This is a genomic window from Pseudarthrobacter siccitolerans (genome assembly GCF_030823375.1).
Taxonomy (GTDB): Bacteria; Actinomycetota; Actinomycetes; order Actinomycetales; family Micrococcaceae; genus Arthrobacter; species Arthrobacter siccitolerans_A.
This window is the reverse complement of the sequence record NZ_JAUSXB010000001.1, coordinates 1,553,676-1,574,829: the sequence shown is the minus strand read 5'-3', so window position 1 is coordinate 1,574,829 and position 21,154 is coordinate 1,553,676. Positions and strand designations below refer to the sequence as shown.

Annotated in this window: 22 protein-coding genes; 14 read left to right on the top strand and 8 right to left on the bottom strand. The window is 64.6% G+C overall.

The features are described 5' to 3' along the window. Positions 1-200 precede the first annotated feature (200 nt). Positions 201-1,820 carry a sensor histidine kinase gene (locus QFZ36_RS07400; protein ID WP_306635132.1) on the bottom strand — a complete coding sequence of 540 codons (1,620 nt, stop codon included), beginning with the start codon at positions 1,818-1,820 and terminating at the stop codon, positions 201-203. A 319-nt stretch (positions 1,821-2,139) separates the two neighbouring features. On the opposite strand from QFZ36_RS07400, the gene QFZ36_RS07395 reads away from it, so the two are divergent. The 5 genes from QFZ36_RS07395 to QFZ36_RS07375 all read left to right on the top strand — a co-directional run bounded on the left by QFZ36_RS07395 (position 2,140) and on the right by QFZ36_RS07375 (position 6,929). Then, on the top strand, positions 2,140-4,632 hold the full coding sequence (locus tag QFZ36_RS07395) for a molybdopterin oxidoreductase family protein (protein ID WP_306635130.1): 2,493 nt from the start codon (positions 2,140-2,142) through the stop codon (positions 4,630-4,632). Continuing rightward, positions 4,629-5,090, top strand: coding sequence for a hypothetical protein (locus QFZ36_RS07390; protein WP_306635129.1), 462 nt, complete (start codon positions 4,629-4,631; stop codon positions 5,088-5,090). Before QFZ36_RS07395 ends, QFZ36_RS07390 begins: the two co-directional genes overlap by 4 nt. A gap of 41 nt (positions 5,091-5,131) precedes the next feature. Beyond that, positions 5,132-5,656, top strand: a complete 525-nt coding sequence (locus tag QFZ36_RS07385) for an HPP family protein (protein ID WP_306635128.1) — start codon at positions 5,132-5,134, stop codon at positions 5,654-5,656. 65 nt (positions 5,657-5,721) lie between these two features. Next, on the top strand, positions 5,722-6,159 hold the full coding sequence (locus QFZ36_RS07380) for a hypothetical protein (RefSeq protein WP_306635126.1): 438 nt from the start codon (positions 5,722-5,724) through the stop codon (positions 6,157-6,159). Between the two features lie 95 nt (positions 6,160-6,254). After that, complete coding sequence (locus QFZ36_RS07375; RefSeq protein WP_306635124.1) at positions 6,255-6,929, top strand: DUF6766 family protein; 675 nt, start codon at positions 6,255-6,257, stop codon at positions 6,927-6,929. A gap of 30 nt (positions 6,930-6,959) precedes the next feature. Here QFZ36_RS07375 and QFZ36_RS07370 read toward each other — a convergent pair whose 3' ends face one another. Beyond that, complete coding sequence (locus tag QFZ36_RS07370; RefSeq protein WP_306635122.1) at positions 6,960-7,817, bottom strand: aldo/keto reductase; 858 nt, start codon at positions 7,815-7,817, stop codon at positions 6,960-6,962. A 24-nt stretch (positions 7,818-7,841) separates the two neighbouring features. Continuing rightward, a complete protein-coding gene (locus QFZ36_RS07365) occupies positions 7,842-8,672 on the bottom strand; it encodes an oxidoreductase (protein WP_306635121.1) in 831 nt (276 codons plus the stop codon). Between the two features lie 192 nt (positions 8,673-8,864). Here QFZ36_RS07365 and QFZ36_RS07360 point away from each other — a divergent pair, with 192 nt between their 5' ends. The 4 genes from QFZ36_RS07360 to QFZ36_RS07345 all read left to right on the top strand — a co-directional run bounded on the left by QFZ36_RS07360 (position 8,865) and on the right by QFZ36_RS07345 (position 13,152). Further along, positions 8,865-9,344, top strand: a complete 480-nt coding sequence (locus tag QFZ36_RS07360; protein WP_306635120.1) for a DUF2975 domain-containing protein — start codon at positions 8,865-8,867, stop codon at positions 9,342-9,344. Continuing rightward, positions 9,344-9,550 (top strand): helix-turn-helix domain-containing protein, encoded by a 207-nt coding sequence (locus QFZ36_RS07355; protein ID WP_306635119.1) that lies wholly within the window; start codon positions 9,344-9,346, stop codon positions 9,548-9,550. Before QFZ36_RS07360 ends, QFZ36_RS07355 begins: the two co-directional genes overlap by 1 nt. Before the next feature lie 162 nt (positions 9,551-9,712). Beyond that, positions 9,713-11,695 carry an amino acid transporter gene (locus tag QFZ36_RS07350; RefSeq protein ID WP_306635117.1) on the top strand — a complete coding sequence of 661 codons (1,983 nt, stop codon included), beginning with the start codon at positions 9,713-9,715 and terminating at the stop codon, positions 11,693-11,695. Continuing rightward, on the top strand, positions 11,692-13,152 hold the full coding sequence (locus QFZ36_RS07345; RefSeq protein ID WP_306635116.1) for a TrkH family potassium uptake protein: 1,461 nt from the start codon (positions 11,692-11,694) through the stop codon (positions 13,150-13,152). Before QFZ36_RS07350 ends, QFZ36_RS07345 begins: the two co-directional genes overlap by 4 nt. Before the next feature lie 179 nt (positions 13,153-13,331). Here the strand turns inward: QFZ36_RS07345 and QFZ36_RS07340 are convergent, their stop codons facing one another. Both QFZ36_RS07340 and QFZ36_RS07335 read right to left on the bottom strand, forming a co-directional pair. Then, positions 13,332-13,658, bottom strand: coding sequence for a hypothetical protein (locus QFZ36_RS07340; RefSeq protein ID WP_306635114.1), 327 nt, complete (start codon positions 13,656-13,658; stop codon positions 13,332-13,334). Between the two features lie 252 nt (positions 13,659-13,910). Continuing rightward, on the bottom strand, positions 13,911-14,252 hold the full coding sequence (locus QFZ36_RS07335; protein WP_306635113.1) for a hypothetical protein: 342 nt from the start codon (positions 14,250-14,252) through the stop codon (positions 13,911-13,913). Positions 14,253-14,385: 133 nt separating this feature from the next. On the opposite strand from QFZ36_RS07335, the gene QFZ36_RS07330 reads away from it, so the two are divergent. The 3 genes from QFZ36_RS07330 (at position 14,386) to QFZ36_RS07320 (ending at position 17,367) form a co-directional block, all read left to right on the top strand. Further along, entirely contained in the window at positions 14,386-15,603 is a 1,218-nt protein-coding gene (locus QFZ36_RS07330) for an MFS transporter (RefSeq protein ID WP_306635111.1), read from the top strand. Positions 15,604-15,697: 94 nt separating this feature from the next. Continuing rightward, positions 15,698-16,399, top strand: coding sequence for an esterase/lipase family protein (locus tag QFZ36_RS07325; RefSeq protein WP_306635110.1), 702 nt, complete (start codon positions 15,698-15,700; stop codon positions 16,397-16,399). Between the two features lie 68 nt (positions 16,400-16,467). Beyond that, positions 16,468-17,367, top strand: a complete 900-nt coding sequence (locus tag QFZ36_RS07320) for an LssY C-terminal domain-containing protein (RefSeq protein WP_306635109.1) — start codon at positions 16,468-16,470, stop codon at positions 17,365-17,367. 5 nt (positions 17,368-17,372) lie between these two features. Here the strand turns inward: QFZ36_RS07320 and QFZ36_RS07315 are convergent, their stop codons facing one another. From QFZ36_RS07315 to QFZ36_RS07305, 3 genes are all read right to left on the bottom strand, one after another. Next, positions 17,373-17,822 (bottom strand): hypothetical protein, encoded by a 450-nt coding sequence (locus QFZ36_RS07315; RefSeq protein WP_306635108.1) that lies wholly within the window; start codon positions 17,820-17,822, stop codon positions 17,373-17,375. Continuing rightward, positions 17,815-18,471, bottom strand: a complete 657-nt coding sequence (locus QFZ36_RS07310) for a signal peptidase I (protein WP_306635106.1) — start codon at positions 18,469-18,471, stop codon at positions 17,815-17,817. Before QFZ36_RS07310 ends, QFZ36_RS07315 begins: the two co-directional genes overlap by 8 nt. 85 nt (positions 18,472-18,556) lie before the next feature. After that, positions 18,557-19,156 (bottom strand): TasA family protein, encoded by a 600-nt coding sequence (locus tag QFZ36_RS07305; RefSeq protein WP_306635105.1) that lies wholly within the window; start codon positions 19,154-19,156, stop codon positions 18,557-18,559. Positions 19,157-19,399: 243 nt separating this feature from the next. Here QFZ36_RS07305 and QFZ36_RS07300 point away from each other — a divergent pair, with 243 nt between their 5' ends. Both QFZ36_RS07300 and QFZ36_RS07295 read left to right on the top strand, forming a co-directional pair. Next, positions 19,400-20,215 carry a carbon-nitrogen hydrolase family protein gene (locus QFZ36_RS07300; protein WP_306635104.1) on the top strand — a complete coding sequence of 272 codons (816 nt, stop codon included), beginning with the start codon at positions 19,400-19,402 and terminating at the stop codon, positions 20,213-20,215. A 94-nt stretch (positions 20,216-20,309) separates the two neighbouring features. Further along, positions 20,310-21,128: a gamma-glutamyl-gamma-aminobutyrate hydrolase family protein gene (locus QFZ36_RS07295; protein ID WP_306635103.1), complete on the top strand. Its 819-nt coding sequence runs from the start codon at positions 20,310-20,312 to the stop codon at positions 21,126-21,128. The last annotated feature ends 26 nt before the right edge of the window (positions 21,129-21,154 follow it).

The window sequence follows — 21,154 nt, the reverse complement described above, 5'->3', positions numbered from 1 at the left end:
TGAAAGATCCGCCTGGCGGTGCCGGCTTCTCGACACCGCCAAGCGCTAAGACCTTCGGTTGTTTCCGAATTAAGGCCCTGGCGCTACCGGGCCCAGATCCCAGTTGCAGTTGCCGCGCGCTTCAGGCCTTACACCGAATACTCTGCACGGCGTTGCTCAAGAGCCGGGGCAGGTGCGATCAAGACTTGCTCAAGAATGGCTCAAGTTGTGGAACTGTCCCGGGCAGAAACCAGGGGGCGGGCCACGACGTCCGCGTCCGGCAGCGTGATTGTTGCAGTGGTTCCTTTTCCGTGGGTGCTCGTGAGGGTGATGCTTCCCCGGTGGTTTTCGATGATGGCCCTGGTGATCGCGAGTCCCAGGCCGGCGCCGGGAATGGCGGAGGAGTGGGCTTTGGCGGTGCGGAAGAAGCGGGTGAACGCCTGGGCCAGATCTTCCTCGGTCATCCCGGCTCCGGTATCGGCCACCTCGCAGGTGAGATTCTGTCCGCTGGTGCTGACGCGGACTGTGACAGAACCGCCGGAAGGAGTGTATTTGATGGCGTTCGACACCAGGTTGTCTATCGCCTGCCCCAGCCGGTCAGGGTCGAAGCGCCCGGTGGCCGGACCTTCTGCTTGCAGGTGCACGGTGACGCCTCCGGCCTTGGCCCGGGGACGGGCGGCTTCAACACTCTGCGCGGCAACTTCGGCCAGGTCAGCCGGGCGGGGAGTGACGGTCACTGTGCCGGAGGCTGTGGTGAGCAGGTCGCCCACCAGGGTCAGCAGGCGCTCAGCGTTGCGTTTGGCCACGCCCAGGCAATGTTCGACGTCGGGATCAAGACTGTCGTCATCCATGGCCAGGGCCAGGTAGCCCAGGATCGATGTCAGCGGCGTCCTGAGCTCATGGGAGACACTTGCGACAAACTGGTCCTTGGCAGAGAGCGCCTCAACAAGTGCGGTGACGTCGGTTAGGGCCAGGACAGCCCCGTAATGCCGGCCGTCCGGAGTTCTGATCAGCCTGCAGGTGGCCGAGTATGCGCGCTGGCCGGTTCCACTGCCGATCCACACCAGTTCATCGGTAAAGGGCTCACCTCGCGCCGCCCGGGTGCGTGGGTGCCGCTCCGGGGGAAGGGGCTGTTTCCGGTCAATGCCGTAGACCGGTAGGCCTGGACCGTCACCTGCACGTGGCTCCGCGCAGATGGCTCCGGCGGGGTGACTGGCCTGATGTTGGTTGGTGAGGATGGTGCGGCCTTTGTCGTCGAGGGCGCAGACCGTGACACTGACGGTGTCCATGACGGTGCCCAGCAGCTGCTCCCGGTCCTCGCTGGCTGCCAGCAGCCGCCGGACCTCGACTTCCTGTTTTTCCAGCAGGAGCCGCTGCTGGCGGAGGGCCTCGGCAAGTCCATAGGTGGTAATTGCCATCGCTGTCAGGATGACCGGCAGCAGCACAATCCGGATGAAGGAGGCGCTCGTGTAGCCCGTGCCAAGGATTGCCGGCGGAAGCGCGACGCTGAGGAAGGCAGCCAGCACAGCAATGATTATCCCGCTGCGCTGCGGGCCGTGGGACAACCAGACGACCGGAAAGACCAGGAGGAAGCCGAGCACGGCCAGGTATTGGTCGCCGGCTTCGCGGGACAGGCCAATGGCGAGGCAGTCCAGCACCGGGATGATGAGGGTTGCCCGTTTCGGAAACCGTTCCCACGGCACCAGGGCGCAGGCGGCCAGCAGGACGAGATGGCCCCACAAGGTATAGGGGAATGGTCCGGCCCACTCGAAATCCGGGTGCAGGACCGCCGCCAGGACGAGGACCAGCAGCATGGTGATGGACAGCGGAAGCTGGAACATGACCGTTCGGCCCCTGGTCCCCAGCGTGCGGAAGTAGCGCGCGAGCCACTTAAAAAACATTGTTCCCCCAGCCCTGCCCCAACAGGTCAGTATTCGTGAAGCCTACTGCCTGCCCCGATCTGGAAAAAGAATCTCCGGGACAAATCTCTCCTGTGACGTAAGCACTGGAAGCGGCGGTGCTTTACTCGCCGGAATGGTAAGGCTACTGTCAATCACGGGATGATCTTACGGCTGACCTGCGTAAACAGTACTTTCAACCGGTCACCCGCGGTGCGTTGGAACTCGGACAAGGATGTCCCGGACGAAAGGAAAAACGGCCATGGTGGACCGGATCGCTGACATCTGGGGGACCCGTACGCCATTTGCCCGGGGGGAGCGGTGGCCCGTTCGGGTGGACCAGGTCCTCGCCACCGGGCTGACCGAGCAGAACGTGGACCGGTGGGTACAGTCCGCTTGTGTCCTATGCAGCAACGGCTGCGGCATCGACATCGCCGTCAAGGACGGCACCATGGTGGGCGTCAGGGGCCGGGCGATCGATGTGGTCAACCACGGCCGGCTCGGTCCCAAGGGACTCTTCGCCTCCTGGCAGGGGGTCAGCAACAAGGACAGGCTGACCCGGCCCCTGATCCGCGAAAACGGGGAACTCGTGGAGACCGACTGGGACACCGCCATGGACCGGATCGTTTCCCGCAGCAAGGCATTGCTGGACGAGAAGGGGCCGCTGAGCCACGGCTTCTACACGTCCGGCCAGCTGTTCCTGGAGGAGTACTACGCCCTGGGCATCATCGGCAAGGCCGGACTCGGGACCCCGCACATGGACGGGAACACGCGGCTGTGCACGGCCACGGCCGCGGCAGCGATGAAGGAGTCCTTCGGCTCGGACGGGCAGCCCGGCAGCTACACGGACATCGACGAGTGCGACGCGATCTTCCTCTACGGCCATAACATGGCCGAGACCCAGACGGTGCTGTGGGCCCGGGTCCTGGACCGGATCTCCGGGCCCAACAAACCGTTGGTGGTGTGTGTGGACCCGCGCTCCACCGAAGTGGCCCGGCACGCCGACGTTCACCTGCCCGTACGGCCGGGCACCAACCTGGCACTGATGCACGGACTGCTCCGCGAAGTGATCCGCAACGGGTGGATTGATCAGGACTACATCGCCGCGCATACGCTCCGCTTCGAGGATCTGGCGGACAAAATCGAGGCCTGGACACCGGAGGCCGTTGCGGCCGAATGTGGAGTGGATGCGGCCGCGGTGGTGGAAGCGGCCCGGATTTTCGGGACCTCGCAGCGGGTACTCTCCACGGTGCTGCAGGGCTTCTACCAGTCCGCCCAGGCCACCGCCTCGTCCTGCCAGGTCAACAACCTGCACCTGCTGCGCGGCATGATCGGCAAGCCAGGCTGCGGAATCCTGCAGATGAACGGCCAACCCACCGCCCAGAACACCCGCGAGGCAGGGGCCGACGGCGATCTGCCGGGCTTTCGCAATTGGGAGAATTCCGAGCACATCAAACAGCTGGCCGAGCTGTGGGACGTGGACGAACTCGTTATCCCGCACTGGGCCCCGCCCACCCACGCAGCGCAGATCTTCCGTTACGCCGAGCAGGGCTCCATCAAGTTCCTGTGGATCTCCGCCACCAATCCTGCCGTGTCGATGCCGCAGCTGCCCCGGATCCGCGAAATCCTGGCCAAACCAGAGCTCTTCCTGGTGGTGCAGGACCTCTACCTGACCGAGACAACCAAGTATGCCGACGTGGTCCTCCCTGCTGCCGCCTGGGGGGAAAAGACCGGGACGTTCACCAACGTTAACCGCACTGTCCACCTGTCCGAGCAGGCAGTGGAACCGCCCGGCCAGGCCCGCAGCGACCTCCAGATTTTCCTGGACTACTCCCGGCGGATGGACTTCCGCACCAACTCCGGCCGTCCGCTGCTGGACTGGGAAGGCCCTGAGGACGGATTCAACGCCTGGCGCGAGTGCAGCAAAGGCCGGCTGTGCGACTACACCGGCCTCAGTTATGAGCGGCTGCGTGGCGGAAGCGGCATCCCTTGGCCGGTCAACGAGGAACACCCGAACGGTACAGACCGGTTGTACGGGGACGGGGTCTTTCCCACCCACGCCGATGTCGCCGAAGAATACGGCCACGACCTCACCACCGGAGCCACCGTGGGGGAGCAGGCGTACAAAGCTATGGCACCGAACGGGCGTGCCATCTTCAAAACAGCGGCGTACCAGGGCGCGCACGAAACCCCCGACGGCGAGTACCCCTTCCGCTACACCACGGGCCGGACGGCCTACCACTTCCATACCCGCACCAAGACGGGCCGCTCGCCGCAGCTGCAGGATGCTGCCCCGGCCATGTGGGTGGAGATGGCGGAGAGCGATGCCGGTGCGCTGGGGTTGGGGGAGGGCGACGTGGTACGGGTCGAATCCCGCCGCGGCCACCTCTTCGCCCCGGTGCGGATCGCCAACATCCGTACCGGCACTGTCTTTGCACCCTTCCACTACGGGTATTGGGACATTGCGGACCCCACCGACGCCGATCCGCAGCAGCGCCCGCGGGCGGCCAATGAACTGACCTTGACCGAGTGGGACCCGGTATCGAAGCAGCCCGTTTACAAGACCGCCGCGGTGCGGGTCACGAAAGTCAGTGACGCCACCGGCCCGGCACCAGCGCCCACCACCACCGCATCCCGTCCCGCCCGTGCAGGCCGGGTGCCCGCAACGGTGGGCGGGGCAGCCAGTGAAGTGAGTGAGACGATTACCCCCACTGAACCGCCGGCTGTGGCCCCCAAGGAGGAGGAAAGGCCATGAAGCTTCCCATCTACCTGGGGCTGCTCCACCGCTCCGAACACACCCTGGCCGAATCCTTCCGGCAGGTGGCCGACGGCCACGGCGATGAGCCGGACGTGTATTTCCTGTGCCGGTCCCTGGCGGATCAGTGCGAAAAGCACGAGCAGGCCCTGCAGCCCATAGTGGAGCGCTACGGCGAGGTTGAAAAGGACGACGAGCCCGAGCGGCTGCATGCGGACGGCCTGTCCAGCACCCGCTCGGGGGCGGTGGGATTGCTGCGGGACCTGCAGGACCTCTACCTGCTGGGTTCCCTCGTGGACATCACGTGGACCGCCGTCAAGCAGGCCGCCCAGGGTTTACGCGACGCGGATCTCCTCGCCGTGGTCACCCGCTGTGAGGGCGAGACAAAAACCCAGCTCGAGTGGCTGTCCACCCGCATGAAACAAGCCGCGCCCCAGGCCCTGATCGTCGCCGAGTAAGCACAGAACATGCCCTGGACCGTACCTAGAGGAGGTGCCCTGTGACCGACGTTTCCCGCCTGACCAAGAGCCGCCCCGGTGCGGCCATATACGCTGCCGTGCTGTCGCTGGTGGTGCTGGCGGCCGCCGGAGCGGTGGGGCTGGCGCTCCGCCAGCCCTGGCTGTTCCCCAGCCTGGGGCCCACAGTGATGCTGTTCTTCGAGTCCCCGTCCCAGCAGGCCTCGCGGCCCGTCAATACCCTCGCCGGCCACGGCGTTGGGCTGGTGGCCGGCGTCGCCATGCTTTATGCCTTCGGTCTGCAGGACCGCCCGCCGGCGCCCCTGGCCGGACTTAACCCCGCATTCCTGCTGGCCGGGGCATTGTCCGTGGCGCTGACCACGCTGGTGCTCACACTGCTGAAGACGCCGCACCCACCAGCAGGGGCAACCACCCTGATCGTGAGCCTGGGCATCTTGACCAGCCCCGCGGAACTGGCGGCCATGGCCGGGGCCATCGTGCTCATCACCGCGGTGGGCTGGGGGCTGAACGTCCTTTTCGGAGTGCGCCCGGGACAGGAGAAAGGCTGATGGTCCAGCCGGGAATCCACGCCGGGTCTGGAACATCCAAAAACTGGCAGTTGGGAAGGAGAAGCATGCGAAGTAGAACCAGATCCGACGCCCGGACAGTTGGCAGGCCCGGCACTTACGTTGTGACCGTGGCAGGCATCGCTGCCCTGCTCGCCGTATCCGGCTGCGCCCCCGACGGAGCTGCCCCTGCCGATGCGGCGCAGGAATTCCACCAGGACCTGAGCCGGTCCGACTGGTCCGCCGCCTGCGCCATGCTGCAATCCGATACGCGCGGGAAGACAGCCCAGGAACAGGAGAGTTCCTGCGAGGACCACCTGGGGAACCTGCAGATCCAGGAGCCGGGAACGGTGACGCGCACCGAAATATACGGGCGCGCCGCCTTTGTGGAATTTGAGCACGATGCAGTCTTCCTGGCTGCTGCGGGAGGCGGCTGGAAGGTCACGGCAGCCGGGTGCACACCGAACGGTGACGCGCCCTACAACTGTGAAGTGGGAGGCAACTAGTCATGCGTTGGAGTTTTGCCCTGTACCTGATCCTGATTTTCGGCGGACTGGCCTACATGGCCGTCGTCGGACTCGTCCACGGATAGGAGGAAGCGGTGAAAAAAGCATTGCGGAACAACGGACTGAGCCTCTTCTTCGGGCTGATCTTCCTCCTGGCCCTCCTGGGGCAGGGCCTGACCGGCCATGCCCTCTTCAACGAGGAACAGCTCGCGAACGGACTCGAGGAAATCAGCCTGGGCCAGTACCTCACCTCCTCCCACTTTGCGGTGGACGTCTCGGAAAACTGGCAGTCCGAATACCTCCAGTTCCTGCTCTACATCCTTGCCACGGTCTGGCTGGTCCAGAGAGGATCACCCGAATCAAAGGAACTGGACGAGCCCGGAACCGAATCCGACAAAGACCAGCTGGTGGGCGAGTACAGCAACGAGAAATCGCCGGCCTGGGCAAAGGCCGCCGGCTGGCGCCGCACGGTCTTTTCGAATTCTCTAGGGACCACCATGGGGCTGATCTTCGTCCTGTGCTGGCTGGTCCAGTCCATAGCGGGCAACAGCGCCTACAACGAGGAGCAGCTCAGGAACTTCCAGCAGCCCGTTTCCTGGACCGAGTACGTGACGTCTGCAGAGTTCTGGAACCGCACCCTGCAGAACTGGCAGTCGGAATTCCTCGCCGTCGGGTCCATGGTGGTCCTCTCCATCTACCTCCGCCAGCGCGGCTCACCCGAATCCAAGCCTGTTGGCGCTGCCCACGACGACACGGCCTTGACCGGCTAGCCCGGGCTTCCCGCTGGCGGAGGCAGCGGATCAATCCACTCGGTGTCCGCCCAGCCGGCTCACCATTTCGGGGTCGCGGTGGTCGAAGAACAAGCTCTCGTCAGTGTCCAGGGTGGCGATCCGGCCCATCTGCTCTTCGGTAAGGGCGAAATCGAACACGTCGAAGTTCTCGGCCATCCGCTCCGGACGGACGGACTTGGGAATGACCACGACGTCGCGCTGGATAAGCCAGCGCAGCACCACCTGTGCCACTGACTTGCCGTGCGCCTCGGCGATTTCGCTGAGCAGCGGATCCGTGAACAGGTTGTTCCGGCCCTCGGCAAACGGACCCCAGGACTCGATCTGGACGCCGCGCCCGCGCATCAGCTCCTGCTCCCCGGTGCGCTGGTGGAAGGGGTGGGTTTCGATCTGGTTGACGGCGGGAACGATCTCGTTGTGGTCGATGAGGTCCACCAGCCGGTCGGAGTGGAAGTTCGATACTCCGATGGAGCGCGCCCGGCCTTCCTTGTTGAGCTCCTGCATGGCGCGCCATTCGCTGTAGTAGTCCCCGAGCGGCTGGTGGATCAGGTAAAGATCCACGTAGTCCAGTCCCAGCCGGGTGAGGGAGCTCTCAAACGCACGCCGGGTTTCATCTTCGACGCTGCCGGTGGGGGCATGCTGGACCCAGAGCTTAGTGGTGATGAAGAGTTCCTCACGGGCGATGCCGCTCGCCTTCACCGCTGCACCCAATTCCTCCTCGTTGCCGTAGGCGGCGGCGGTGTCAAGGTGCCGGTAGCCGGCGGCGAGGGCAGCTTCGACGGCGGCCTGGGTTTCCTCCGGCGGGATCTGGTAGACGCCGAAGCCCAGGATGGGCATTTCGGCGCCGTTGTTGAGGGTCACGCTGTTCATGGAGTTCCTTTGCTCTGGTTCGGGTTAGTCATTGATTGCTGTGCTGAGACTGAGGTCCCGCCACTGGTCCAGTTCGGCGCGCTGCGCGTCCGCCACTGCGGTGAAGGCGCCAAAAGCGTCTTCACCCAGCACAACCAGCGACGGCGGGGCGGGGCTGTCCACGATTGTCACGATGGCTTCGGCGGCCTTGGCCGGGTCCCCGGGCTGGTTGCCGTCCATCGTGTCGTTCTCCTTGCGCCGTTTCCCGGCCGTCTCCGCGTAGTCCTCGATGGGCGAGGCGGATTGGGTCAGTGAGCGGCCGGCGAAGTCGGTGCGGAAGGCGCCGGGCTCGATGACGGTGACGTTGATGCCGAGCGGTTCCAGTTCCCTGCGGAGCGACCCGGAGATGCCCTCCAGGGCAGCCTTCGTGGCTGAGTAGTAACCGGATCCCGCCGGTGTGATGCGGGCTCCGATCGAGGAGATGTTCACGATGGACCCGGACCTTCGCGCGCGCATGTCCGGAAGGACAGCCTTGATCATGTCCACCGCCCCGAAAACGTTCGTGTCGAACAATTGCCGCACATCGGCGTCGTCAGCTTCCTCTACTGCCGCCCGGTACCCGTAGCCGGCATTGTTGACGAGCACGTCCACGCCGCCGAAGCGCGCCTTTGCCTGTTCCAGCACCGAACTGATCTGGGCCCGGTCTGTAACGTCGAGGGGCAGGGCCAGCGCCGTGTCCGGGAAAGCGTCAGCGAAGTCCTGCACTGCGTTGGCGTCCCGTGCGGTGACCACCGCGTTGTGGCCGTGGGTGAGCACAGCTTGGGCAAGTGCCCGGCCGAGTCCGGTGGAGCATCCTGTGATGAGCCAGGTAGCCATCATTAGTTCCTATTCGTCGGGGTTGGTTTTTATGGGCTTAAAAATGGATTCGGGCCTATGGACTAGGTAACAGCACAACGCCCGCCGTAAACAGGTACTGCCAGTACAACCTTGATAGGGCAAGCGGGATGGGGGACGGCTGTGGCTCCTGGACCTATTGACTTTCGATAGCTATTAACCGAAGGTCGATTTATGCAGATCACTCGTTTGGCGGTCACCGCCCTCCGGATCGTCCTCGTGGCGGCGTTCCTCCTCCTGGTCCTGTTCCAGGTCATGTCCCTGCCGGGCCAGTTCGCCCACATGGCAGCGGAAAACCCGGAGCGGGCCTCACTCCAGTGGCCGCTCACCATCTTCGCCATCCTCGAGGTGGCCTGCCTCCAGGTGGTGATCGTCAGCACCTGGAAGCTGCTGACCATGGTCAAACGCGACCAGATTTTCAGCAGGCGGGCCTTTGTGTGGGTGGACGCGATCATGTGGGCTATCGCGGCGGCCTGGACCATGCTCGCCGTGTTCTCCGCCATTGTGGTCCTGAACGCCGATGACCCTGGCGTGCCGCTCCTGCTGATCCTGATGCTGGTAGCGGGTGCCGCCGTCGGCCTGGTGGTGGTGGTGCTCCGCGCCCTGCTCCGGCAGGCCGCGGACCTCCGCTCGGACCTGGAAGCAGTGATCTGATGCCCATCGTGGTGCGCATCGACGTCGAACTGGCAAAGCAGAAGATGAGCGTGGGGGAGTTCGCCGAGCGCGTGGGCCTCACGCCCGCCAATGTGGCAGTGCTCAAAAACGGGCGCGCGAAGGCAGTCAGGTTCAGCACGCTCGAAGCGATGTGCCGAGTCCTCAACTGCCAACCGGGCGATCTGCTGGAGTTCGTGGAGGACTGAACAGGGTTCAATGGCGGGAGGCGTTAAGAAAGCGTTAAGATCCCCGGAATTGGCGACGGGAGGCGATTGGCCCGGTGCTAGGCTCCGTTAGTTATCAGCACAGCGTCGCGCCTGGAACCGGGGAAGTTGTGCCCGTGACGGGCAACAAAGAAAGACACGTCCTTGACGGCTTCCGCCCGGTCTTCCCTTCCCGCCACCGTTCCCAACCCGGAACTTGAAACCGAACCGCGCAGCCCCTTAGCCAAGTGGTTGCTGGAACACCGGGTCAGCCAGCCCGTCGGCCCCGAAGCCAACGAGAGCCACGGGGCGCAGCAAAGCTGGTGGAAGGTGATGTGCCTGACCGGTGTGGACTACTTCTCCACCCTGTCCTACCTGCCGGGCATCGCGGCGCTCGCTGCGGGCGCCCTGTCACCCCTGGCCACCATGCTCATCGTCGCCCTGACGCTTCTGGGGATGCTGCCCATGTACCGGCGGGTGGCCAAGGAAAGCCCGCACGGGCAGGGATCCGTGGCGATGCTGGAACGGCTCCTGCCCTTCTGGCGGGGAAAGGTTTTTGTGCTGGTCCTGCTCGGCTTCGTGGCCACCTCCTGGATCATCACCATCACCCTCTCCGCGGCTGACGCCACGGTGCACCTGCTCGAGAACCCCTACCTGCCGCCGTTCCTGGAAGGCCAGGCAGTTCCCATCACCGTGTTCCTGCTCGTGGTGCTCGGCGCCGTGTTCCTGATGGGCTTCTCAGAAGCCGTCGCCGTCGCGATTCCCCTGGTGGCCGTGTTCCTGGTACTGAACGCCATCATCATCGGGGCCGGCATCGCAGAGGTCCTGGCAACTCCCGGCGCATTCACCACCTGGACCGAAGCCCTGACCTCCTCCGGCGGAGGGCCGGGCGGAATCGTGGGCCCCGCCTTGATGGCATTCCCGCTGCTGGTCCTGGGACTCTCCGGTTTCGAGACCGGCGTCAGCATGATGCCCCTGGTTGCCTCACATGGCACGACGGCTGAAGAAAAGCTGGCCAGCCGGGTCAAAAACACCCGCAAACTGCTGACGACGGCGGCACTCATCATGAGCGTCTACCTGCTGGGAAGCAGCTTCGTCACCACCGTCCTGATCCCCGCCGGGGAATTCCAGGCCGGGGGAGGAGCCAACGGCCGCGCCCTGGCATACCTGGCCCATGAACTCCTGGGCAACGGCTTCGGATCCGTCTATGACGTGGGCAGCATCCTTATCCTGTGGTTCGCCGGCGCCTCCGCCATGGCCGGCCTGATCAACATCGTCCCCCGCTACCTCCCCTCCTACGGCATGGCCCCGGAATGGTCCCGCGCCGTCCGTCCGGTGGTACTCGTCTACACCGCCATCAGCATCCTGATCACCATCGGCTTTAAGGCAGACGTGAACGCCCAGGCCGGCGCGTACGCCACCGGCATCCTGGCCATGATGGTGTCCGGCGCCATCGCCGTCACCATCTCAGCAATCCGCCGCAAGCGGCAGGCCGCCGCTGTCGGTTTCACCGTGCTCACCCTAGTGATGCTGTACGCACTGGCTGCCAACGTCATCGAAAAACCTGACGGCCTGGCCATCTCCGGATTCTTCATCCTGGGCATCGTGGCAGTGTCCCTCGTCTCTCGCATTAGCCGCACCACCGAGCTGCGTGTGGACAAGATAGAGTTCGACGACGACGCGCGCCGCTTCATCAGCGACACCCTGGACTACGACGGCCGGATCAACCTCATCGCCAACCGGCCGCAGGCCCGCAACGGCGCAGAGTACGCGGACAAGGAAGCGGTGCAGCGGGAGAACAACCCCGTGCCGGGAACGGCGGATGTTATCTTCCTGGAAATTGACATCACCGATCCGTCAGAGTTCAGCGACACCTTGCAGGTCCACGGCGTTGAAGTGGACGGCCACCGGATCCTGCGCGCCCAGAGCCCCGCCGCGCCCAACGCCATCGCCGCCATCCTCCTGGCTCTGCGGGACGGCACCGGCGTCAAGCCGCACGCCTACTTCGAATGGTCCGAAGGGAACCCCCTGGCCCACCTCATGCGCTACCTGCTCCTGGGCCGCGGTGACACTGCGCCGGTGGTCCGGGAAATCATCCGCGAAAACGAACCGGACCCGGCCCGGCGCCCGGGCATCCACGTGGGATGAGCCTCCGACGGAGCATCCCGCCGTCGGGACCGGTCCCGGCAGGCCCCGACGCCTCCAGCGTGGCGGCCGTCCGGAAGATGCTGCGGGACGCCCGGAACGAAAAGGAGGGCAGGGAGGCAAACTTCGTCCGCAGGATACTGACCCACCCGGTCAGGGCTGTTCCTGTGGCTTTCCTGATGGTCATCCTCATCGGGGCGGCACTGCTGATGCTCCCCGCCTCCCGCACCGATCCCGAGGCGGGCGCGTTGATGGACGCCCTGTTCACCTCGGTTTCGGCGGTGTGCGTCACGGGCCTGATCACGGTGGACACAGCGACGTTCTGGACTCCTTTCGGGCACGTGGTCATCCTCGCGCTCATCCAGGTGGGCGGCTTCGGCATCATGACGCTGGCCACCCTCCTGGCCCTGCTGGTCCGCAAGAGCATCGGCCTGCGCGGCCAACTCGTGGCCCAGTCGGAAACCCACACTTTGAACCTCGGCGACGTCCGGGCCGTGCTGCTCCGGGTTGCGAGAATCATGCTCACCTTCGAAGCCCTAACGGCCCTGGTCCTGACGGCCCGGTTCTGGATCGCCTATGACCAGAACCCCGGCACCGCCCTCTGGCACGGGATCTTTCACGCCGTCTCCGCCTTCAACAACGCCGGCTTCTCGGTCTACAGCAACAACCTCATCGGCTTCGCCGAGGACCCTTGGATCATCACCCCCATCTGCCTGGCCATCATCGCCGGCGGACTCGGGTTCCCGGTGATCATCCAGCTCACCCGCGGCGAGACAAAGCCCCGGAACTGGACTGTCCACCTGCGCCTGACCATCTACGGAACGCTGTTCCTCCTCATCGCCGGGATGGCACTGTTCGCGGCGTTCGAATGGAACCGGAACGAAACGCTCGGCCAGCTCTCCCTCACGGGCAAGATCCTCGGCTCCTTCGCCGGCAGCGTTTTTCCCCGAACCGCCGGTTTCAACAGCATCGATTATGGCGCCGCAGCCCCGGAAACGCTGATGGTCACCAACATCCTGATGTTCATCGGCGGGGGCAGCGCCGGCACCGCCGGCGGCATCAAGATCACCACCTTCCTGGTGCTGGGCTTCGCCATCTGGAACGAAGTCCGCGGCCGTGACCAGGTGACCATTGCCCACCGGTCCGTCAGCTCCTCCTCCCAGCGGCAGGCCCTGTCGGTTGCACTGCTGGGGGTTGCCGCCGTGGTCATCGGAACCATGCTGCTGCTGATCTTTACGGACTACAGCCTGGAAAAGGTCCTGTTCGAATCAATCTCCGCGTTTGGCACCGTGGGCATGAGCACCGGCATCACGTACAACCTTCCCCCGTCCGCCGAGTGGGTGCTGATGGCTCTAATGTTCACGGGCCGCATCGGTACAGTGACGGTGGCATCCGCGCTTGCCCTCTCGGCCCGGCCGCGGCTGTACCGCCTTCCGGAGGAACGGCCCATCATCGGGTAGGGGCAAGATCCGTCTTGCCCGTTCCGGCGTAAAGAATTCCAGCGGACCGGGAAGGCAGCTACCCGTCTATTCGGATACAGCTGCTCTTCCAGTCCGTGGAAAGTGTGAAAGCAAAGAAACTGTGCGGCCGGCACCCTGGCCCGATTGGTGGACGCTGCGGGTGCCTTGGCCTGAAAGCTTTATGCGGCGAGCAGAGCTGGCCGCGAGGTGGTATGTTCCTGCCGCGGTGCCAGGACACTGATGGTGCACGGCTTCTGGTAAGGATCAATTTTTGCCGGCAGATGATGGGTCTCGGAGCAGGCTTGCAGCTGCTCCAGTGCCTCGACATCCACCCTGGCGTGAGAGATATCCAACTCCAGGTACAGGCCCTGTTTGATGGAATTGGCGCGCTTGACCACGACGTAAAGCGCATTAATACTGTGGACGGTGACGTGCCCCTTTGCAATCACCAGAGCTTTCGCATGGTCGAGATCTACGCGGACAACAATGTTGAGCTTGGAATTCAAGTTGTAAAGCCTTCCCCGGCATTGGCTGCGACGCTGCAGCTTCTTGCATTGGCCTGTTTCTTAAGCCTCATTCAGAGTAGGGGGTGAATGTGATCCACGCAACAGTTACGTATTTATTACACCGATTGTGGATGCTGAGGTTGTGACGCCTTTGCCTGCGGCTGCGAGGCAAGCTGCCGGTGGCGGAACCGCAGCCGGCGGCACCCATGCCCCCGGCCGCCGTCGTACTCTTCTGCAGGATTCCGTGCGGGCTCAGACCACCTCGGGAAGGCGTCCTGTTAAGACTGAGACCGGGGCCGATGACCAGCGCTCGCGCTCTGGCTCGTAGGAGATCACCACGGTGGCGCCGATGTCACGCGCTTCATCCATGGCCAGCAGCAGGGCGTCTTCAATATGCCGGGCGTATTCGAGCCGCTCGGCCGGCGCACCCTGCAGGTCGCTGTCATCAATCAGGACATGGCCTTTGCCGTCCACGATCACCTTCAGCGAATACCCCTGGTCCTCATGGAGGGATCCCCGGGTGGATGAAATCTCGGTGACATTGTCTGCCCGGACCAGCCCGTTGCCGAGCGTACGGATCCACACTTCACCCATGAAATGAACCTCCCCTTTGGTTGAGGGCGCGAGTCAGCACCCATAAGGCAAACGCTAGTCCTTTGCAAGGGGTTTGTGACCCCCAAATGAGTGTCTTTCTGTCCCTGCTGCCGGCCGCCCTAAAATAAATCTGATGACTTCCCCGGATGACCCCCAGCGCTTCAACCTGCGCGCCATCGCCGTGGCTGCTTTCGGCCCCACCTTGCTCTTCGGGATCGGCCAGGGCGCCATTCTTCCGGTGGTGGCACTGACCGCCCGCGGCCTTGGCGCCTCCGTGGCCCTCGCGGCGCTGATCGTCACGCTGATCGGGCTGGGCTCGTGGTTCTTCAACCTGCCCGCATCCCTGGTAACGCTGAAGTTCGGCGAACGCTGGGCCATTGTGGGCGCCGCGGTGGCTGCCGGCCTGGCCCTCGCCGCGGCCGGGTTGTCCTCCCTGATCCCCAACGGACTGTGGCTGCTCGCGGTGGCGATGGCCGTCGTCGGAATGTCCGGCGCGGTGTTCGGGCTGGCCCGGCAGAAGTACCTCACCGAAGCGGTTCCCGTGGAGTTCCGTGCCCGGGCGCTGTCCACGCTGGGCGGGGTGAACAGGATCGGCGTGTTCATCGGGCCGTTCCTGGGCGCCGGAGTGATGCAGTTCTCCGGCATCGGCGGTGCGTACTGGGTGGGAGTGGTGGCCATGGTTGCAGCTGCGCTGCTGTCCCTCACCATCCCTGACCTGGAGCTGGCGGGAGCGCCCGACGGCGGCCACAAGGGTCCGGAGCCCACCCTCCGCAGCGTCGCGGTGTCCCACTCGAAGGTGTTCCTGAGCGTGGGCGTGGGCATCCTGCTGCTGAGTGCGCTGCGTTCGTCGCGCCAGGTGGTCATCCCGCTGTGGGCGGACCACCTGGGCATGGATGCCAGTTCCGCCTCGTTGATTTACGGGTTGTCCGGGGCCATCGACATGCTGGTGTTCTACCCTGCGGGGAAGCTGATGGACCGGAAGGGACGGCAGTTTGTGGCCGTTCCGTCCACGCTGCTGATGGGTGTTGCGCTGCTGCTGATTCCGCTGGCCGGGTCCTTTGTGGGGTTGCTGCTGGCGGCGCTGCTGATCGGCTTTGGCAACGGAATCAGCTCCGGGCTGGTGATGACTTTGGGCGCCGACTTCTCCCCGGACCGCGGGCGCGGCCAGTTCCTGGGGCTTTGGCGGTTCATGGCCGACGCCGGGAATACCGGAGGCCCGGTGCTCCTCTCTGGGGTGACGGCCCTCGCCTCCCTGGGCGCGGGGATCTCAGCCACGGGCGTCCTGGGGTTCGCGGCGGCGGCCGTGTTCGCCGTCGTGATTCCCCGGCTGAAGCACCGCCGGAACTACTGACCCTCCCGCTTGCCCTATCACGTTGGGTCCCCAAAACGCCCCGCTGGGGACCAAAAGTGCTAAGGCAACGGGGGTGTGGGGCTATCCTCAACAGATGAATGAAACGGGCACGCCCACCCGCATCAGCCTGCTGCAAAAAGGCGGGTGGTGGCTGCAGGACTACGCCTATGCCGCGATCTGCCAGATCGAGGGCACGGTGTCCCGGGTGCAGCCGGGTTCGTTCCACAAGGGCCACCTCAATCCCGTGTTGATTATTCCGGGCGTGTACGAAAACTGGCAGTTCATGATGCCGCTCATCCGGTCGATCCACGACGCCGGCCACCCCGTCCACGTGGTCACGGTGCTGCAGCGCAACAAACTGGACGTTCCCGCCGCTGCCCGGATGGTGGCGCAGCACCTGGAGGAAGCGGGCCTGCGGAACGCAGCCATCGTGGCGCACAGCAAGGGCGGGCTGATCGGGAAGTACGCCATGCTGAACCTGGACCCCGAGCACCGGATCGCGCGGATGATCGCCGTGTGCACGCCGTTTTCCGGGTCCCGCTATGCCCGGTACATGCTGCTGCCCAGCCTGCGGATCTTCTCTCCGCGCAACGCCCTGACACTCCAGCTGGCGCGTGAGGAGACCATCAACAGCCGGATCACGTCCATCTACGGTCCGTTCGATCCGCACATCCCCGAGGGCAGCGTCCTGCCGGGCGCCACCAATATTGAGCTGCCTGCCGCCGGGCACTTCCGGATCCTGGGCGACCCGGCGACGGCGCGGATCATCGTGGAGCAGCTGAGCCTTCCGGCGTAGGCTCCGAACGTCCGGCTTGCCCGGCGGACCTTTTAGGCTGTTGGTGAGCAACCGAAAGGAGATGCGCCGTGACCACCCCTGGCGGCCAGCGGGCTGTTCCGGAAGAGCCTGACCACTCACGTTCCAGCAGCCAGGTGGTGCGCCGCCAAAGCAGGTGGGCCACCGTCCTGGCGGTCCTGCAGCGGCTCCTGTACCTGGTGGTGACCATCGCCGTGGGCTGGGCCGTCTACTACTTCCTGCTCGCCCGGCTTTCCCGCGGCCCGGAGCAGGCGTGGGTGTTCCTGCCGGTCTGGCTGATCCTGGCCTATGCCCTGCTGCCGCGTGTCCACAGGATCCTCAGCAGCCTGTACATCCCGGACTACTTCATCGGGCGGACAAGGACGGGCGACGGCGTCCTGGGCGATCCCGTGAACCTCGCCGTGGTGGGGCCCAGAGAAGAGTTGCGGCAGGCCATGCTGACGGCGGGGTGGGTGGAAGCTGATCCGATCAGGCCTGCCACCGCCTGGCGGACGCTCACGTCCACCGTCATGGGTCACAGCTACGCGGCCGCCCCGGTGAGCTCGCTCTACGTGTTCGGCAACAAGCAGGACCTCGCCTTCCAGCGCGAAATCGACGGGAACCCGCGGAAGCGGCACCACGTCCGGTTCTGGAAATGCCCGCCCGGGTGGCGGCTGCCCGGCGGGCTGGCCGTGGACTGGGTGGGCGCCGGGACCTACGACCGAAGCGTGGGGCTGTCCCTGTTCACGTTCCAGATCACCCACAAGATCGCCGACCGCACGGACGAGGAACGCGACTTCATCATCGAGACGCTCCGCTCAGCCAACGCCGTGGAGTCCATCCACATCATCCTCAACTACTCCAGCGGCTACCACCACCGCAACGGCGGCGGTGACGCCATCCGGACCGACGGGCACCTCCCGATTATCGACCTGCACCCGCCGGAGCGGCTGCGGCGGGCGCTTCCTTGAGCTTTTCAGCAGGTATAGGTTCCGGAGAATGGCACCTGGCTCCGCCAAAAGTTGGTGGAGCCCAAGGGACGGTAAAGGGGCCGAATTTCATAGGTGAAGACAACAGAACTTCCACCTTGGGCAGCAGTGAAGGTCCGTGAGCTCTCTGACAGGCCCTGGTAGGTCGTGGAGGAAACGCCGCCACTGGAAACAATGACTTGCAACTCGTTGGCGTAAGCTATCGCAGCTTTTGCCCCGACGGACAGGGTCAGCGATTTCTTGTTGCTGCCGCATACTGCCGCCACTGCAAGGGTCGAATCTGTTGCGGGCGGAAGCGTCGCGGTGGCGAAACCCACGGCGGCCTTTGCATTTGCGTTGAAAGCGGCGTTGGCCGCCGGTGACAGCGATATTGCAAGCACCAGGCAGAGGACTACGCCAAGTGCTTTGGCGGTGCGGCTCATCTGCAGCCTAGTCATTGGATTCGGGCTCAGGGTCCTTGCGCCAGATCGATGCCAGCAGCCCGATGAGCAGGACGGCGGGAGCGCCGTACATCAGGGTGTTCAGGACAACTGGCTGGCGAAGTGCACGGATGGCCTGACCCACGTAAGGAATGGTAAGTACCTGCTTGTCAACGGTTGCGCCCTGGAAACTGGCGGTCCAAGGGTCAACCCCGTCGTTGGCGTCCCCCTTCGTGCGGACCGCCGCGGAACCGTCGGTACCTGCCAGGATCTCGGCTACCCGATGGGTCTCCACTCGCTGATCCTCCACCGGGATGCGGTAGGTAATGACGTCGCCAACACGGATGTCCGCAACCAGCGTAGGTACTGTCACAACCACATCGCCCGGATTGATCAACGGAGCCATGGACCCGGTGAGCATTGTGGAGGTCTGATAGCCCAGGACGCGTGGACCGACGGCAAGGAAGAAAAAGCCTGCTACCGCGAGGGCGACCAGCAGGCTGCTGAGGATACTGAGCGTTCTGCCGGCGGCAGCCTTCACTGCACCTGATGTGGTTCTCACTGTCTCCGCCGAAGTCCCGGCATCGCGTTGGGGGGTGTTGCGACGCCGGGACGGTTCGGGGGCACCTGCAGCGCCGGATGCTTGGACCTCTGTCAGTGTGTTCATAGCGGTACGGCCCTTAGGGAGAGGCAGGTCAGGCGGGAAGATTCACTGGCGGCGCCGCTTCATAGCGCCGCCAGGAGATTAGGGGCTACTTGACGCTGGCGGTGCGTTGTGTGGCGTCGAACTTGAAGTTCACCGTGCTGGTGAGGCCCTGGAAGTCCTCACCGGCGCTGGTGGGCAGTGAGGTGGTGATCTTCAAACGATCTGATTTCGTGGCAGTAAGGGATGCCGGAGCGGTAAGGACCCTGGTGCCGAGGATGGGAGTGCTGGCCACCACCACCGTCTTGGAGCCCGCGCAGGTGTCCGGGCCGTTTGCCACTGTCACCCAGTCGGTGCTGCAAGCCTCAACAGTGAGCTGAAGCCCGTTCAGGACATCCGACGTGAGCAGGGTGCCGGTGCTGGCGGTGGTGGTCAGAGTCACCGCGTTGAAGTCCGAGTCGCCGGTGTTGCTTAGCGTGACGAACTTCTCCACAGAATCCCCGGGGAGCAGGCCGGCAACAGGGTTGCTGATGGTGTTCACAGTACCGCCGAGTTCGATGACTACCCTGCCGGCCTTCACTTCCTGGCTCGCGTTCGTGGTAGAGGTGAACGCGCCGTACGTACCCAGACCCGCGACGGCGGCTGCGGCACCAACCAGTGTGACGGAAGCCAGAATCTTGCCCGGAGTGCTTTTCATGCTGATGCCCATGGATCTGTCCTTTGCGACGGGCCCACCCCCAGTCGGGCCGGCCGGTGATTCAGCCAGGCTCACTTCGCCTGGCATCTGCAACTATTCACGGCGTCGATCAAATTACGCCGGCGTAATCGGTCAAGGTTTTGTCAAGAGTTCTTCGATGTTTGCTCAGGTCATGGGGGCCCGGACCTGTTGCCGCAGACCCGCGTGTGCCACGCTTTGTCTAGGGGCCCGTTTCCCGGTGGCAGGAGGACTGAAGTGAGGATCGCCTCCGGGCAGTTCAGCGCCGGCAAAGTGCCACAGGACAACCTGCAGCAGATCGCCGGGCTGATGCAGGCTGCCGCGTTGGGCAACGCTGACCTGCTGGTGCTTCCGGAGTCCAGCCTCTACGCGGGCAACGAACCGCCCACCGCCCTGGCGGACGTGGCGGAGCCTTTGGACGGGCCTTTTATCAGCGGTATCGCCGCCCTCGCAAGGGCCCTCAGATTGCCCGTCGTCGTGGGAACCACCGAGGCCAACCCCGACGGCCTGCCGTTCAACACCCTGGTGGCCCTGGACGCCGATGGTGCTGTCCAGGGCAGGTACCGGAAAATACACCTCTACGACGCGTTCGGCTACCGGGAAAGTGACGGAACCAGCCAGGGCTCCTTTGACCCGCCGGACCTGCTCTCCTACGGCCAGCTCCGCCTGGGCATGCTTACCTGCTACGACGTGAGGTTCCCGGAGAGTGCCCGCTACCTGGTGGATGCCGGAGCGAACGTCCTGCTGCTGCCCGCCATGTGGATCGTCGGCCCGGGCAAGGAGGACCACTTTAGTACCCTGGTGCGCGCCCGGGCCATCGAGAATACTTCGTACGTCGTGACGGCCAACCAGTGTGGACCGCTGGCCACGGCCTACTCCATAGTGGTGGACCCGTTCGGGGTGGTGATCGCCAACGCCGGCGAGCTGCCCGGCGTCGTTTTTGCCCAGCTTGAGCCCGAGCGGATAGCGGCGGTCCGGACCCGCATCCCGTCCCTGCGGAACCGCCGATTCCGCGTCATACCAGGGGATGAGGAACAGGCCAAAAAAGTGTGATGGTCCTGACACCTGGAATTGACACTGACGAAACATTCCGGCCGCCCCCCGGCCCTAAAATTGGAGACAGTTAGATCTTCCTGGAGGGACCACAGTGCACACCACCGACGCCGCGATGAAACCTGTCATCGGACTCACCACCTACCTCGAGCAGGCTGGCACCGAGGGTTGCGGCACGGTTAGTGCAGCTTTCCTGCCGGAGACGTACCTGAAACCGATCATCGCCGCCGGCGGCATGCCCATCCTCCTGCCGCCGCAACCCGTGATGGCAGGCATGGTTGAACAGCTCGTCGGCAGGCTTGACGGTCTGGTGGTGCCCGGCGGGTGGGACGTCAACCCCGCCCTTTACGGCCAGGAAGCACACCCTGCAACTGACGCACCGCGGCCCGAGCGGGATGCCTGGGAGCAGGCCCTCATCCAGGAGGCAATCCGGCAGGACGTTCCGCTGCTGTGCATCTGCCGCGGCGAGCAACTGCTGAACGTGACGCTCGGCGGCAGCCTCCACCAGCACCTGCCCGATGTGATTGGGAATGCCTTCTACCAGCCCGGCGGCTACAGCTTCAACCGCATCCCGGTGGAGATCAAAGCCGGTTCCCGCCTCGAGCAGCTGATCGGCGCCAACCCGGGCCCCGTGCCCGTCTCCCACCACCAGGCCGTGGACAAGCTGGGCGAGGGGCTCATTGCGGCTGCGTGGAGCGAGGACCAGGTGGTGGAAGCCATCGAATACCCGGCCAATACTTTCACCATGGGCATCCAGTGGCACCCGGAGGAGCTGCCAGAGGACTTCGGCCTGTTCCGCGGATTTGTGGAAGCAGCCCGCGGAAAGTTCCTGTCCCGGCTGGTGCCGGCAACACCGGTGTCGCCCGTCTCCGCGGAGATCAATGCCAGCCTCGCCGGGCCGGTACTAGGTTAACCACCCCCGGTTAACACGGAAATTTC